The 15,358-nt window shown below is 52.0% G+C and carries 17 protein-coding genes; 15 read left to right on the top strand and 2 right to left on the bottom strand.

Annotated elements, in window-relative coordinates; genetic code table 11:
• Positions 1-86: 86 nt before the first annotated feature.
• Positions 87-1,736 (top strand): GTPase HflX, encoded by a 1,650-nt coding sequence (hflX, locus tag HMPREF2958_RS06595; RefSeq protein WP_070697440.1) that lies wholly within the window; start codon positions 87-89, stop codon positions 1,734-1,736.
• 18 nt (positions 1,737-1,754) lie between these two features.
• Positions 1,755-3,770: an ATP-dependent DNA helicase gene (locus tag HMPREF2958_RS06590; protein ID WP_070697438.1), complete on the top strand. Its 2,016-nt coding sequence runs from the start codon at positions 1,755-1,757 to the stop codon at positions 3,768-3,770.
• Between the two features lie 162 nt (positions 3,771-3,932).
• Here the strand turns inward: HMPREF2958_RS06590 and HMPREF2958_RS06585 are convergent, their stop codons facing one another.
• Together HMPREF2958_RS06585 and lexA are read right to left on the bottom strand one after the other, a co-directional pair.
• The gene (locus HMPREF2958_RS06585; protein ID WP_048753101.1) at positions 3,933-4,301 is read right to left on the bottom strand and encodes a VOC family protein; all 369 of its coding nucleotides are present in this window, start codon (positions 4,299-4,301) and stop codon (positions 3,933-3,935) included.
• 102 nt (positions 4,302-4,403) lie between these two features.
• Positions 4,404-5,072, bottom strand: coding sequence for a transcriptional repressor LexA (lexA, locus tag HMPREF2958_RS06580; protein WP_048753103.1), 669 nt, complete (start codon positions 5,070-5,072; stop codon positions 4,404-4,406).
• 459 nt (positions 5,073-5,531) lie between these two features.
• Between lexA and HMPREF2958_RS06575 the strand changes: the two genes are divergently transcribed.
• The 13 genes from HMPREF2958_RS06575 (at position 5,532) to efeU (ending at position 15,326) form a co-directional block, all read left to right on the top strand.
• Positions 5,532-6,173 (top strand): LysM peptidoglycan-binding domain-containing protein, encoded by a 642-nt coding sequence (locus tag HMPREF2958_RS06575; protein ID WP_070697436.1) that lies wholly within the window; start codon positions 5,532-5,534, stop codon positions 6,171-6,173.
• Between the two features lie 292 nt (positions 6,174-6,465).
• Positions 6,466-7,128 carry an imidazole glycerol phosphate synthase subunit HisH gene (locus tag HMPREF2958_RS06570; protein WP_048753107.1) on the top strand — a complete coding sequence of 221 codons (663 nt, stop codon included), beginning with the start codon at positions 6,466-6,468 and terminating at the stop codon, positions 7,126-7,128.
• 38 nt (positions 7,129-7,166) lie between these two features.
• A complete protein-coding gene (locus HMPREF2958_RS06565) occupies positions 7,167-7,346 on the top strand; it encodes a hypothetical protein (RefSeq protein WP_048753109.1) in 180 nt (59 codons plus the stop codon).
• A 4-nt stretch (positions 7,347-7,350) separates the two neighbouring features.
• Complete coding sequence (locus HMPREF2958_RS06560; protein WP_070697435.1) at positions 7,351-8,103, top strand: HisA/HisF-related TIM barrel protein; 753 nt, start codon at positions 7,351-7,353, stop codon at positions 8,101-8,103.
• Between the two features lie 187 nt (positions 8,104-8,290).
• Positions 8,291-9,001 (top strand): SseB family protein, encoded by a 711-nt coding sequence (locus tag HMPREF2958_RS06555; RefSeq protein ID WP_246828065.1) that lies wholly within the window; start codon positions 8,291-8,293, stop codon positions 8,999-9,001.
• Between the two features lie 62 nt (positions 9,002-9,063).
• Positions 9,064-9,492 carry a DUF1844 domain-containing protein gene (locus HMPREF2958_RS06550; RefSeq protein ID WP_070697431.1) on the top strand — a complete coding sequence of 143 codons (429 nt, stop codon included), beginning with the start codon at positions 9,064-9,066 and terminating at the stop codon, positions 9,490-9,492.
• A 372-nt stretch (positions 9,493-9,864) separates the two neighbouring features.
• Entirely contained in the window at positions 9,865-10,566 is a 702-nt protein-coding gene (infC, locus tag HMPREF2958_RS06545) for a translation initiation factor IF-3 (RefSeq protein ID WP_013398777.1), read from the top strand.
• 168 nt (positions 10,567-10,734) lie between these two features.
• Positions 10,735-10,929, top strand: a complete 195-nt coding sequence (gene rpmI, locus HMPREF2958_RS06540) for a 50S ribosomal protein L35 (protein ID WP_004006287.1) — start codon at positions 10,735-10,737, stop codon at positions 10,927-10,929.
• Between the two features lie 113 nt (positions 10,930-11,042).
• The gene (gene rplT, locus HMPREF2958_RS06535; protein WP_004006288.1) at positions 11,043-11,423 is read left to right on the top strand and encodes a 50S ribosomal protein L20; all 381 of its coding nucleotides are present in this window, start codon (positions 11,043-11,045) and stop codon (positions 11,421-11,423) included.
• Between the two features lie 171 nt (positions 11,424-11,594).
• Positions 11,595-12,539, top strand: coding sequence for a TrmH family RNA methyltransferase (locus HMPREF2958_RS06530; RefSeq protein ID WP_048755067.1), 945 nt, complete (start codon positions 11,595-11,597; stop codon positions 12,537-12,539).
• Positions 12,540-12,604: 65 nt separating this feature from the next.
• Positions 12,605-13,555, top strand: coding sequence for a cation diffusion facilitator family transporter (locus HMPREF2958_RS06525; RefSeq protein ID WP_048755066.1), 951 nt, complete (start codon positions 12,605-12,607; stop codon positions 13,553-13,555).
• 66 nt (positions 13,556-13,621) lie between these two features.
• A complete protein-coding gene (locus tag HMPREF2958_RS06520; protein WP_070697429.1) occupies positions 13,622-14,062 on the top strand; it encodes a (deoxy)nucleoside triphosphate pyrophosphohydrolase in 441 nt (146 codons plus the stop codon).
• Positions 14,063-14,339: 277 nt separating this feature from the next.
• Positions 14,340-15,326 carry an iron uptake transporter permease EfeU gene (gene efeU / locus HMPREF2958_RS06515; protein WP_004006292.1) on the top strand — a complete coding sequence of 329 codons (987 nt, stop codon included), beginning with the start codon at positions 14,340-14,342 and terminating at the stop codon, positions 15,324-15,326.
• The last annotated feature ends 32 nt before the right edge of the window (positions 15,327-15,358 follow it).

Here is a 15,358-nt window from a genome sequence, read left to right as displayed (position 1 = left end):
ATCGCTGCTACGCTGATGCGCCCACAGCGAGAGATAACCGAAAACCGCGACAACTGCGGCATGCGACCGCTAAAATAGAGGAACATATGAAATTAACAGATACCTCTTTTTCCAGCGAAAAGCTGCCCAGTGATGAGCAGCTACGCCGAACCGTAGAACGAGTCTTAGGCCGTGCAGATGCAGCGGCACAGACCACTATCTACCCCGAAAGCACCGGTAGCACCGCACAACGCCGCGTGCTCGATACCCGTGCCCGAGAAATTTCCGATAATCAGCGGGAACACTCAGAATTTGACGGCGAGCAGGAAGACCTCGCCGAACGCCGCGCATTACGCCGAGTCGCCGGGCTTTCTACCGAGCTCGATGATGTGACTGAAGTTGAATACCGTCAGCTGCGCCTAGAACGCGTGGTTCTCGCCGGGCTGTGGACCGAAGGGACCGTCGAAGATGCTGAAAACTCCCTGCGAGAACTCGCTGCACTCGCCGAAACCGCAGGATCTGAAGTGCTGGACGGGCTAGTTCAGCGCCGCCTCAAACCAGACCCCGGAACTTTTCTTGGCTCAGGAAAAGCCCTCGAACTCAAAGACATTGTTGAGGCAACCGGTGCTGATACCGTGATCGTCGATTCTGAATTAGCACCCTCACAACGACGAGCCCTCGAAGATATCGTTAAAGTCAAAGTGATCGATCGTACAGCCCTGATTCTAGACATCTTCGCTCAACACGCGAAATCTCGTGAAGGCAAAGCACAGGTCGAACTTGCCCAACTCGAATACATGCTTCCGCGTCTGCGCGGCTGGGGCGCGTCTCTGTCACGCCAGGCAGGCGGGCGTGCAGCATCCGGTGAAGGCATTGGTTCACGCGGACCTGGTGAAACCAAAATCGAGATGGATCGCCGCCGTCTGCGTGCCCGCATGGCAAAGCTCAAGCGCGAAATAGCCGCTATGGCGCCCGCACGTGAGACAAAACGCCTAAGCCGTAAACGCAACAGGGTACCCTCGGTTGCTATCGCGGGGTATACGAACGCAGGTAAGTCGTCGTTGCTGAATCGTCTGACCGACGCTGGTGTCTTAGTGGAGAATGCTCTCTTCGCAACCCTGGATCCGACCGTGCGTAAAGCACAGACTCCGGACGGCATCGGCTATACGCTTTCGGACACTGTAGGATTCGTGCGCTCGCTGCCCACCCAGCTCGTGGAAGCATTCCGTTCCACGCTCGAAGAGGTAGCCGATGCAGACGTGATTCTGCATGTGGTAGACGCATCTCACCCAGACCCTGAGGGGCAGATTCGCGCCGTGCGTGAGGTTATCGCAGATTTAGATGCTCGCCGTATACCCGAGATTATTGTGCTCAATAAAGCGGATGCGGCAGATCCCTTTATCCTCGAACGCATGCGACAGCGCGAACCGAACCACGTCATCGTCTCGGCGCGCACAGGGGAGGGCATTGACGAACTCAAGCAGAAGATTGCGGATACAATTCCGCGGCCATCGCTTGAAGTTAAATTACTGATCCCCTATAACCACGGTGAAGTTATTTCCCGTCTTCATGCTTGGGACGCTGAGATTAAAAGTACTGCGTTTGTCTCAGATGGAACCTTTGTCACCGCTTTGGTGCGTGAGGATGTTGCCGCAGAACTCTCTGACTATGTGATCGACGGCGAGCTCCTTGAAGTGCTTGAATTGGAGCTTCAAGACTCTGCCTCTGAACCCGAAAACGTCTGTGAACTCGCGTGATGAGAGCGTGAGCACCCCATGACCGATAATATTACTGCGCCCACCGGAGCGGAGCTTGAAACTCTGCCCGGTGCAAAACCCGTGTTAGATTTGCTCGATCATGTGATTGAAAAAACGGGCGGACAAAAACGCTTCGGACAACGTAGAATGGCAGCCCATGTTGCGCAGGCTTTCGACCTTGAGCGGCATCTCCTCGTGCAGGCAGGCACCGGAACCGGTAAATCCCTCGGGTATTTGGTGCCAGCCCTGCACCATGCGGGTGCAAGTACAAAACCCATTATCGTGGCGACCGCAACCCTGGCCCTCCAAGCACAGATCGTAAAACGAGACCTTCCAAAACTTATGGAGGCGCTCTCTTCTGAGCCCGAATCTGAAGCTCAGGTCGCAATCCTCAAGGGCAGGAACAATTACCTGTGCCTGCACAAACTCGACGGCGGATACCCCGAAGAGGAACCTGATACCCTCTTCGACATACCTCAGCGTAGTATGTCTCGCATCGGTGAAGAAGTACTGCGGTTAAGGTCCTGGGCGGAAAAAACCGAGACCGGCGACCGCGATGAACTTAAACCCGGTGTATCGGATCGTGCCTGGGCGCAGGTATCCGTGAGCGCCTCAGAGTGTTTGGGAAAACGCTGCCCCCTCGTTGAGGAGTGCTTTAGTGAGCGGGCGCGCCAAGAAGCATACGAAGCTGATCTTGTGATTACTAATCATGCGCTGCTTGCCATCAACGCTTTTGAAGGTTTAGGTGTACTTCCCGAACACGATATCGCTATTATTGACGAGGCGCATGAGCTTGCAGACCGCGTGACCGGCGCGGTGACGGATTCCCTTTCTGCTTCCTTAATTAGGCGTGCCGCTCGCGATATCCGCAAGAACTCCAAAGCAGACTCCAGCGCGCTTGAACAAGCCGCCGGTTCTTTAGAAACCGCATGTGAAGGTGTTTCTGAGGGCTTGCTAGAAAGGCTCGAAGGGCGACTTCTGAACGCACTCGCGGCTGTAGCCGATGCCGCACGGGCGGCGCTTTCCGACTCTAAGAGTGACAATAAAGAGGCGGATGCCGGGCTTCAGATGGCTCGTTCACGTGTTTCTGAGGTACACGATGCCGCAACGCGCATGCTGGAGTCTGCCGAACATCGCGAAGTGCTGTGGTTATCGCGCCAGGGTGGTTGGGAAAACGGACGATATACCGCAGCTTCCGATCAGGATCCCGCCACACTCCACGTTGCTCCTTTGAACATCGGAAGCCGTTTGCGTGAGGGGCTTTTTGAGGACCGTACCGTTATTCTTACGAGTGCAACCCTTACCGTGGGTGAATCCTTTGATGCAGTAGCCGGCTCCCTAGGGCTGGCTGGGCCGCAGGCTCCGCGCTGGGAAGGTCTTGATGTAGGCTCTCCTTTTGATTATCCACGGCAGGGAATTCTATACGTGGCTTCCGACTTGCCCAAACCGAGCTTTGGCGTGAATCCTCAGCAGCTCGAACGATTACGCGAATTATGTGAAGCTTCTGGTGGTGGGGCTCTGGGGTTATTCTCGTCGAAGCGAGGTGCCGAGCAGGCGGCTGAATATGTACGTCAGCACACAGATTTGAATATTCTCTTGCAGGGAGAGTCCTCATTGCGGGCTCTTGTCGAGGAGTTTACTGAAGATATAAATGCTTGTCTTTTCGGCACCATGAGCCTTTGGCAGGGAGTGGATGTTCCCGGGGATTCCTGTCGTCTGGTACTGATGGACCGTATACCGTTCCCGCGCCCAGACGATCCTCTCGCTCAAGCGCGTACCCGTGCCGTGGCAGAAAAAGGCGGGAATGGGTTTATGGCTGTTTCGGCATATCATGCGGCAATCCGCATGTCTCAGGGAGCAGGGCGATTGATACGTTCCGTCCACGATCGCGGGGTAGTGGCGATCCTTGACTCTAGGGTGGCGACTCAGCGATACGGTGGGTACCTGATGCGGGCGATGCCTAACCTTTGGACCACCCAGGATAAGAATGTTGTTTTGGGTGCTTTAGAACGGCTCTATCAGAGTATTGACTAAAAGCAATAAGATACGCGGGTTTAATACACGTTGTATTCCGGTACTGGTACCGAGACATAAACGTAGCGAAGCGTCCATAGATGTAATGTGGGAAAGGGAGGGTACCGTTCGACGGTACCCTCCCTGATGTATTGTGCGTTTATGGCTGCCTATAGTAATTAGTTAGTCTATCGGGGCAACTCGGATACGGTTCCCATCTAGATCACTTGCTACGAAAGTCATCCCAAATACATCACGATGGGGCTCTTCCAATATGACAACCCCTTGTTCCACCCAGGCTTGGTACTGCGTGAGGATTTCTGCATCGGAGCCCTTGAGATTTATACATACCTCAGAGGTACGTGTTGAAGTTTCATGAAGAGTATTGCTTGCTCCGGTCCACAACGCTAGCGAGACTCCCGGCGCTAAATCCATGGTGACATAGCGTGGCGAGGTAAAACTGACCTCAAGATTTAGAATGCTCGTATAGAAGGACACTGAGGCCTCGATATCCGATACATAGACAATAAAAACGATCTCACGGTCAATCATTGTGCTGTTGTTCCTTCTGGACATGAGACGGTTGAATACGCAGGAACGGAACCTCTAGCGCGTGTCTTTTGAGAAAAACGCGCGCAGTTCAGAAGGTCCCTGTTAGATGCTTCGCAGAACAGAAACTACTTTACCCATCACCGTGGCGCGGTCGCCGAGTATGGGCTCATATTGGGAATTTCGGGGGAGCAGCCAAGTATGACCATCTACTTGGCGGAATACTTTGACGGTCGCTTCGTCGTCAAGAAGAGCCGCAACAATATCTCCATTATCGGCGGTGTGTTGTTCACGTACAACAACCCAGTCACCGTCGCATATGGCGGCGTCAATCATCGAATCCCCTTTGACGCGAAGCATGAAAAGCTTCCCACTGCCCACGAGCTGGCGGGGGAGAGAGAGAACATCCTCAACGGATTGCTCAGCCGTAATAGGACCACCAGCAGCAATGCGACCTACGAGGGGCACGGGAACCATATCCTCGTCGCTCACCTCAAATGTAGGCAGCTCCGGAAAATGGGCTGAAGCGCCCTCAGACTCTATATCGTCAAGAATCTCGATGGCACGCGGTAGTTTTGGATCGCGGCGAATATATCCCATCTTCTCAAGACGACCGAGCTGATGAGTCACCGAAGAAAGTGAAGCCAATCCAACGATATCGCCAATCTGACGCATCGAAGGGGGGTACCCTTTCTGCTCGATTTCTGTACGAATCGCATCCAAAATTTTCTGCTGACGCGGAGTCAGCGGAGGGCGCTGAGCTTCGGGTGTCATGCGGAGCCTTCTTTCTAACTATTTACGCACGCCATGGTTCCTAGAGTATTGACTGGATCCAGGTAAGCATAATGATGAACCGTCTCGTTCTCAGTCTAAAGCATCAGAGAGAAAACTTCAAACAAATATTCTATGAATCTCGAATATAATCGAAGAAATATTTAGTAACTTTCTACTAGACTATCGAAACTAGATTCGATATAGTTGGTGTCTACGGAAGACATATTCGATAAAAGTTGAGGTCTTTCGGTGAGATGTTCTAGTTCAAGCTCTTGCTATGCAGGGATTATCGGTCTTCGAAATACTTCGGTATTTCTAGAGCATCTTAAGAGAATCCGAAAGCAAAATATGTGCTTTCTGCAGGAATATGAACTCATACCAACCGCATTATGAGCATTGAGAATGGTGTGTAACGGCGAGGATATGAACTTGTCACACACCAGAGGAAAGGAAAATACTATGGCAACGGCTGCTTCTTCCTCCCGGATTCCGGCGGGGTTAACCGTCATTCACCCGGCTCGTGTTCGTCAGGGCTCTTATCGAGCACGTACACACTATGCTTCACCGAGCCGTTCCCGTGTGCCTCATCCTCATCCTCGACTGACTTTTCCTCAAGTACAAGCTGTATACGAGACTTCATTCTCAGCTGCACCACAGAAAGTGAACGTCACATCTTCCTCTCAGACTCAGCAGAGCGTAACCGGTAAAACATCAAGCGGACAGCGGCGGGTTCCAGAAAAACTTAAAGGTGTGTCGGTGGTTAATAAGCGCAATCCCTCATTTTTCACACGTGCTATGCATCGCTCTAGGGCTCTGAAAAATTGGGTTTTTGGCATTCCGCTGATAACGCTGGCGGCCCTTGTCGTTCTTGGGGCGTTCATTCTTATATCGCCGCATACAGCAAACGCTGGAAATAATTCTCAAGGTGCAGGAACCCGGTACGTGACCGTTCAATCTGGAGATACGCTCTGGGATATTGCGCAAGAGGTAGACCCGAAGACTGATCCACGCGACACCATGGTGCAGATCAGTAAACTTAATGATCTGCAGGGTTCAACTGTCAAAGTCGGGCAGCGTCTAGAAGTCCCAAATGTGCGATAGCAGTCATAGTTGCTATCTAGAAAACGTGACTGGATGTGCGCTTATCATAACTATCTGCATTCTTTGTTCTCATGACTAATTTGAGACTGGTGGCTTTGAAGGGACCTGTATCGCGTAGGGCCCTTTTATGGACATATGGTGCTCAATACAGGCGATGTAACATGCGGTATGCAATGATAGCGTGAGATTAGGGGCAGAAACCTTGGAGTTTGTACCCTAGAGATACATGACATTTGTATGCTCGCCCGGTTACTCGTCTGGAATCCGGTGGGAGCGGAACTAAGGAGTCTCTATGCCCACACGTCCCACCGTAGCTATACTTGGCGAATTTGGTACATATGGCGAGCTCCAGCAAGCGTGCGAGCGCGTCGGTGCCCAAGCGTTCGTTACCACAGATCTCAATTCTCTACGAGACGCTGATGGTATGGTGATTGCTGGCCATAAGAAATCTCTCGAAACATACGAGGCTGTGCGGAAATTCCACGGTGATCGGGTGCTTGGCAGGCGCGTTGCAGGCGGTCGTCCTGTCCTCGTTGCCGGGGCTGGTTTTGGGATGCTGTTTGAAGTTATCCGAACCGTGAACCCAGATCTTGGAGACCTTGATATTTCTGCACTGGGAGAGTGGCCGGGTGCTGCACAAGATCTGGCTACCGCTGGGGCTCATCGAGGACACTATAGGGTTGAGGCTGCTGCGTCCAGTAAATTTTTACAGGATCTTCCTGAACCCTTGAACTTCAAGGCAGAGGATGGCGTGTTTACTTGGGATTTTGACCAGAGTATAGACTATATGGAGCCGCCTGCTGTCAGTTGGACTGATGCAGATCCGCGTTATATTGCAGCTGTCGAGAATGGTCCTCTCACAGCAATTCAATTTTGTCCGGTAGCTTCGGGTGCTGCAGGTGAAGAATTTCTTCGCCGCTGGGTTGCGCATCTTCCCGTCATGAACCGTTTGTAGCATCATAAATTTTACGAAAAACTGCGAAGGAGCATCATATGTCACCTCTATACTCCGGACTTATTCTTATGACTGTTGGGGCATTCTTTGCCGGTGGGGGTATATCTTTCCGTAAACAGGGCATATCTTTTGGCGCGCAGATTGTGCTGTGGATTATTGCTTTAGCCCTCTTCGGCTACGGAGCATATGTAACTTTCGTATACGGGTCACAGGGATAAGAATATGGGTACTCTAGAACTTCTTCCCGCAGTCGATATTGCTCAGGGGCGTGCAGTGCGTCCCGTAGGCGGTCGCCTCTCCCAACAGAGTGAGGGTACAGATCCAGTGGAAGCGGCTCTATCGTGGTGTCGTGCGGGGGCACGATGGATTCACCTTGTTGATCTGGATATGGCGTTTGGTCGTGGTAACAACACCTGCATCCTTCGAGAGGTTATTGATCGAGTTCGTGCGACAGCTCAGAATCCTATCAAAATACAGGTCAGTGGCGGTGTTAAAGATGAACGTTCTTTGGAATTCGCCTTGAGTCTTGAACCCGATCGCATCAATGTGACGTCGGCGGCGCTGCAGTATCCGGCATGGTTAGAGAAAACACTAGGACACTATGGTGAGCGGATAGCTCTGGGTTTGGACGCTCGCAATGGAACCGTTGTAGCACGTGGGACCGAATGGTGTGGCGATTCCGTGCATAACACGGTGCGGTGGCTGCAAACTGCGGAAGCATGCCGATATATTGTGACAGATGTAAGCCGAGATGGTGCTCTCTCAGGGCCTGGGCTACAGCTGCTTCGTGAAGTTCTCAGTCTCACTGAGCATCCCGTTGTGGCTTCGGGAGGTGTTGCTTCCCTGGAAGATATTCGCACTCTTCGTGCGCTGACGAATCAGGGCTTGGAAGGTCTTGTCCTAGGGAAGGCACTGTACGTCGGCAATTTTACTTTTGAGGAGGCTCGTAAGGCGGCTAATGATGATGCCTCATAACCCACAAGAACAACGGAATCTGTCTGAACCCCAAAAGCGTGCAGCTGCACGGCGCGCGTTGCCAGAGCATATTGCGGCTCAATTGCGCAGCGCTGGGAGGCAAACTGATACTGGCGGACAGCCCTGGAAAGGGAGGAACCTAGGAGAGGGAACGTCACAAACCCATCAATACTATGGAGACGATGGCTTGACGAACCCAGATTTAGCCCGGGTTCTGACCTCTTTTGAAGCTGATGAAGTTGATGAGGCAGCAGTTGTTGAAGCGTTGAGTGAAGTGCGAATATTTGCTCCGATTGTTGCTCAGCTTTCACAAGCTCATATAACCCATGATGGTCTGGTATCTGATAAAGAAGCTGATATGGCATTAGTTAGCTTGCAGGCTCCAGATGGTCGAAAAGCTCTTCCTGTTTTTACGAGTGTTGATGCTTTGACGCAGTGGCATCCGCAAGCTCGCCCGGTTGCAGCCTCTATGCGTAAAACGGCATTGAGTGCTGTGGAAGATGATAACCAACTCATCGTTGTGAATCCTGGTCAGAACCTCACCTTTGTGGTACGTCGCCCCGCTGTTTGGTCTTTGGCGCAGGGGAAACCGTGGATCCCTTCGTATCTCAACGACGAGGTACTAAATGAACTAAAGCGCCTTATCTCTACACAACCCGCTTTGGTGGATGTTCAATGCGATGTTGGTGACGGCGTACAGGCACGCACAGGCACGGGGAAGATCCTAAGGGGCGGAGGACCTGGTCCTGAGCTTGCGATTAAACTTGCTGTTCTTCCCGGACTCACCCGCGAACAGCTCAATATGGTAATTCAGGATTTTCAGCGGAGTCTGGCGAGCAGCGACCTTATGTCACAGGCGGTTGATTCTGTGCAAATTAAGCTTCTTTCTGCTTCATAGATTTGTGTAGTCTCTGTTGATGATGTCTTGGTGAACTTTAGAGAGTGTGAGATTCTAGAACCATGAGTAACACGACGAATAGTTTTCAATTTGGCGCATCATCAAACGAATCTGTACCTGTACACGGCGGTACAGAGCTAACTGATGAGCAAGTGCATGCCGTTAGTGAACAGATGCGGGATATTGCTGATGTGCCAGCCGTTGAGATTATCGGTGCTGCGGCTGTCCATCTCATGAGCGCTGCAGCCGTCAAATGCGGTCTGGCTGCCGAAGATAATGCTGCGGAGTTACAGGACTTGGATGAAGCACGCAAACTTATTACTGCATTGGCGGGGTTTGTGACGGCGGCGGCGCCGGAAATTGGTTCGCAGCATGCCGCCCCGCTGCGTGATGGGCTGCGGACGTTACAGCTGGCGTTTCGGGAAGCATCGTCAATCCCAGATGAGCCGGGGCAAGGGCCTGGCGAGAAATTTACCGGTCCTGTGTACTAATTCTGCGTGCTGAAGTACCTTGAACGATCCGTGAATGTAAATCTTCATATGTTCGCTACACAGGTTTTCAGATAAGATTTTGCCTTGTGCGGGGTAGCGTAATGCGCATAATCGTAGCTGCCCCTCACGGCAGGTTTACTGGGCTGACTGACCGGCTTCACAGGGATAAAACGGGAATATGACGAAGAAGGTTATCGTTCTTGGCATTTTCTTGTGAATTAGCTGTAAACCCGGTAGACTAATGTACTGTTTGCAAGTGGAGTCTACTCCCACCCGCATCCGCCCGCATATGGTGTGAGGCAGACGGGTTAGATAACCGAATTTTCGGTATTCGATGTGTGCCTTCGCTTGTAAACGGCGAGGGCTTTTTTAGTGCTCGCCACGGATAATATTCACGGGGAAACCCACAGAGCACAGGAGCTACTCATTAGCGAACCACGCATAAACGATCGTATCCGCGTTCCGGAGGTCCGACTTGTTGGCCCCGGTGGCGAGCAGGTAGGCGTTGTTCCTCTTAAAGATGCCTTGCGTCTTGCTGAGGATGCCGAACTTGACCTTGTCGAGGTTGCCCCGAACGCGAAACCGCCCGTTTGTAAGCTCATGGACTACGGTAAGTACAAGTACGAAGCTGCGGTCAAGGCTCGTGAATCCCGCAAGAAACAGGTTAACGCCGTTCTGAAGGAAATCCGTTTCCGTCTGAAGATTGATACCCATGACTATGAAACCAAGGTTGGGCACGCTCGTCGTTTCTTGACCGGTGGGGATAAAGTCAAGGCCATGATTCAGTTCCGAGGTCGTGAACAGCAGCGCCCCGAGATGGGTGTGCGTCTGCTTGAGCGTTTGGCAGAAGAACTGGCTGAGGTGAGCACCATTGAGTCTCGTCCTCGTCAGGATGGACGCAACATGGTGATGGTTCTGGCACCGCTTCGCGGTAAAGCAGAAGTGCGCCGTGGACAGAACTCAGGCAACCGCAAGGGTCGCGAGCGTCTCGACACGACTACGGCGAAGCCCGTTAGTAACTCATTGGCAGATGCTATGCCTGCCGAGTTGAAAGCTCAGGCTTCAGCCGAGTAATAGAGCCGAAACACAGCTTGGGGGCGCCCCTCGTGGAGGTGGCGTCCTTGAACTTTGGGTTCGGTGCGGCGGGTTAATCCCCGATCGTAATTCGTCCTTGGGGGAGGGCACTCTTCCCCCTCAAGCTACTCCGCTCGTGCGGGGATGAATGTAAGGAGAACGGCAGCTATGCCGAAGCAGAAGACCCACTCTGGTGCTAAGAAGCGCTTCAAGCTCACCGGTAGCGGCAAGGTTAAGCGCCAGCAGGCGAACCGCCGCCACTACCTGGAGCATAAGTCCTCTCGTCTGACCCGTCGTCTGGCATCTGACCAGATTGTTACCGGTGGCCAGGCAAAGGTTGTTAAGAAGATGCTGGGTAAGTAAGCTACGCTTACAATTCGCCTAGAGAAGCGGGAAAACCCGCATCACAGACCAAGACTCGCTCCTGCACGGTATAACATGATGGCCGTTCAGGACATAAGACGAAGGAGACACACGTGGCACGTGTGAAGCGCGCGGTTAACGCGCATAAGAAGCGCCGTACTATTCTCGATCGTGCATCCGGTTACCGCGGTCAGCGTTCGCGCCTGTACCGTAAGGCTAAGGAACAGGTCACCCACTCGCTCGTATACAGTTACGACCACCGTCGTAAGAAGAAGGGCGATTTCCGTCGCCTCTGGATTCAGCGTATTAACGCTGCATCCCGTGCGCAGGGATTGACCTACAACCGCTTTATTCAGGGCCTTAAGGCTGCCGGTGTTGAGGTTGATCGCCGTATGCTGGCTGAGCTCGCTGTGAACGAGCCAGCAGCTTTCAACGCTCTGGTTGAGATAGCTAAGAAAAACCTACCTGAGGATACCTCGGCTCCTAAAGCGTAACTGAGAGCCAGGTAATGCCTGCAGCAGTGCGGGTATTAAAGCGTAAACGGTCGCCGTGTCTCATGACGGCGACCGTTTTCTTACTGATATAGAAAATCCCGTACATGCAGCCCCACTTCAGTGTGCGCGGGGGAGCGCATCGGTTACCTTTTTTGCCTGTACCCTTAAAGGGTGAATTTTCTAGAACGCATAAGTTCCCCAACCGTGATGTCGAATCCGCATGCTGATCGTGTACGTGACATCGCCAAACTGAGCACTCGTCGTGGTCGTACCAAGAAAAAACAGTTCATGGTCGAAGGACCCCAAGCCGTGCGTGAGGCGCTGAAAGCTCATCTGCAATCGCCGGTGTTAGACGCCGTGTACGTTACGGAAAGTGCTTATGAGCGTCACCCCGATATTGCTGAACTTCTGGAACAAGCACACGGTACCCCTACACCTGAGGAAGGCCGCCGTGTCTTTATGCGTGTCGTGACCGATGAAGTCTTGGCGGCTATGGCGGATTCCGTAACCCCGCAAGGTATTATTGCCATTTCGTTCATGGTGGATACTTCGTTCTCTGTCTTATGGGGTGAAAACGCCCTCAACCCTAAACTTATCGCTGTACTATCCAGGATTCAGGACCCTGGGAATGCGGGTACTATTCTGCGTGTGGCGGATGCGGCAGGGGCCGACCTCGTTATCACCACGAAGGGGTCGGTTGATCTTTATAACCCCAAGACAGTACGTTCAACGGCAGGTTCTCTCTTTCACGTTCCCATTATTCAAGGTGTTGAGCTGGAAGAATTTGCCGAGGACGTAAAATCTCAGGGAATCGTTGTGCTTGCCGCCGATGGGTACGGTACTGTAAATCTTCAAGACCTTATTGACCACGCGGCAGTTCTTCGCGCAGGTTTTAGCGGTGAGACCCCAGCGGAAGTAAAAGGTGCTTTTGACCTTTCTCGCCCTACTATGTGGCTTTTTGGAAATGAAGCTCAGGGACTTAGCGCCGAGGAGAAATCTGCGGCGACGATGCGCATTGCAGTTCCAGTGTATGGTGCGGCTGAATCGCTGAATGTGGGTACTGCTGCAGCGATATGCCTCTATGCTTCGGCAATGGCACAACACCAGACTCAGTAGCTTCCTGACTCGGCGGCTCACATAAAATAAGAACTTTTGAAACACAGACATGTATTGGAGAAAGAATGTCCGCTCATTCTGGTCACACCGGATCAGGCGCAATTTTTGCGGCTTTAGGCGCAAACCTAGGCATTGCGGTTCTTAAGTTTATTGCCTACCTTCTGACCCGTTCATCCTCAATGTTGGCCGAGGCTATTCACTCGGTAGCAGACTCGGGTAACCAGTTACTTCTGCTGATAGGCGGCAAAGTAGCGCAAAAAGAAGCAGACGAAGAGCATCCTTTTGGTTACGGGCGTAACCGCTATATCTATGCCTTCATCGTATCTATTATTATCTTCGCGCTTGGCGGTCTCTTCGCTCTCTACGAGGGGTACGAGAAATGGCATGACCCTCACGGAATTACGGAGTGGCAGTGGGTACCGGTTGCGGTACTTGTAGGTTCTATTCTCCTGGAAGGTAACTCGTTCCGCGTTGCTATTAAAGAATCGCGCGAGATGAAGGGGCAGCAGAGCTGGTTTCGTTTCTTACGTACCTCAAAGAATCCGGAGCTTCCGGTACTTCTGCTGGAGGATGCGGGCGCACTCCTTGGTCTAATCCTGGCTCTTTTCGGTGTGTCGATGACTTTGCTGACTGGCAACGGACTGTGGGATGCCGCCGGTACTCTGGCTATCGGTGTACTTCTGGTATTTATCGCCGTATTCCTCGCCTCAGAGATGAAGTCTTTGATTCTGGGAGAGGCCGCTTCCCCGGAGGATCTCGCGAAAATTCGTGCCGCGATCGAAAACGGGGATCAGGGTCGTGTTATTCATATTAAGACTGTGCATCTGGGACCTGAAGAGATTTTAGTTGCGGCTAAGATCCGCATTCATGATGCTGATACGGGAATTACCGTTGCGAATGAGATCGACAAAACTGAAGAACGTATTCGTGAGGCGGTACCGGCGGCACGTGTTATATATCTGGAACCGGATGTTTACCGTCCCGAAGCGCAGGACTCCACGAGCGTATCCCATTAGCCGGTAGAAATCTCGGACTTATAGATCTTCTTGGTCTGCTGGAATGCTTATTCTCGAAAGGAACAGATGTCGGAATATTCCGTTCAAGTGGTGGGCGCTGCTATTGTAGACAGCCTTGAATCACCCTCTTGGATGCTTGTTGCGCAGCGGTCTGCACCCGAATCCCTTGCGGGTTTATGGGAGTTTCCGGGTGGCAAGGTTGAGTCGGGGGAATCTTGCGAGCAGGCGCTGGAACGTGAACTGATGGAAGAACTTGGTGTGAGCGTACATCTTGGTTCTGAGGTACAGGGAGATCATCCGCAAGGCTGGGTCTTAAACGAGAAGGCTGCTATGCGGGTGTTCCTTGCCGAGATTAGCAGGGGTGAGCCTTTACCACTCCAAGATCATCGTGAACTTCGATGGGTTTCAGTGAAGAAGCAGAGCGGTCAAGATATTCTTGATTTACCCTGGATTCCCGCCGACTTGCCTATAGTGCGGGAGCTGCTGAGCATACTCCATCAGAGCTGAAATATAACGGTGCGTCTTGTGAGGCATTTCCAGAGTGTAAAGGCATAAGTATCCGTTATTTCTGGAAAAAATGAAAGGTTAACGGATATTTCTTTCTGAACAAGCGTTGGGTCCCTTGTTATTATGCAGACATTCTGTAGGTAAACTATGCCTATCCCAACACTACACTTATGGTGTGCTAAGTCTCACACGATCCTGATGGGGTCTGTAACCCGGGGAACCTTTAGAGTTAAATTAAAGAAAAGAAATTTTGTCTAATCTAACGTGGTGACGAATTATGGGTCTTGATGCACAATCATGGGGAATATTCATTGGTAACTTCCTCATCGGTTTACGGGAAGGGCTAGAAGCCGCGCTTGTCGTGGGTATCCTTATTGCCTATGTGCACAAGACCAAGCGTAATCACCTTCTCCCACCTATTTGGATTGGCGTTGCAGCCGCCATCGCTGTTTCGCTCATCTTCGGAGCAATTCTGACTTTTGGGCCTGAAACGCTGACCTTTGAAGCCCAAGAAGCCATCGGCGGTTCCCTCTCGATTATTGCGGTTGGATTTGTCACCTGGATGGTGTTCTGGATGGCGGAAAACGCTCGCGCCCTCTCTGCGGAACTTCACGGAAAACTTGATGCGGTTCAAACTAGCTCATGGGCCGTGATAGTTCTCGCGACTCTCTCAGTAGGGCGTGAAGGTCTTGAAACCACGCTCTTTATCTGGTCTGCCACTCGCGCCGCTACTCAAGGCACTGAGATAGGCACGGTGCTTCCTGTCATTGGTGCCATTGTCGGTATTTTGACGGCAGTACTCATTGCGTGGGCTATGATGCGCGGCGTTATGAAGATCAACCTTGCGAAGTTCTTCACCTGGACCGGTGCTTTCCTTATTATTATTGCTGCTGGTGTGCTCTCCTATGGTATTCACGATCTACAGGAAGCACGAATACTGCCGGGACTGAACAATATAGCATTCGCTTCTCAAGACTTTATCGAACCGGGCGGTTTCCTTGCCACGATCCTGAAAGCAGTCTTTAACCTTTCAACCACTACCACGTGGGTCGAAGCTATAGCGTGGGTGCTGTACGTGGGTATCGTTATGCCCCTCTTCTTCTGGAAACAAAAGCGAGGTCATACCCCTTCGCGTAAAGCTGCTGATGCGTCTCAAGCATCTGGCATGGTGCACGTATCGAAGGTGGCTAATAAAATCACTGGTGAAACTGCTTCTTCCTCCAACTCTGCAGGTATTAAGACCCCTACTTCCGATGCCGGATAACTGATTTTTCATATTTCTCTGTCCCCGAACAA

The sequence above is a fragment of the Rothia sp. HMSC036D11 genome (genome assembly GCF_001814205.1).
In the GTDB taxonomy this organism is placed as follows: domain Bacteria; phylum Actinomycetota; class Actinomycetes; order Actinomycetales; family Micrococcaceae; genus Rothia; species Rothia dentocariosa.
The sequence above is the reverse complement of the archived record's forward strand: the minus strand, read 5'-3'. Positions and strand labels throughout refer to the sequence as shown.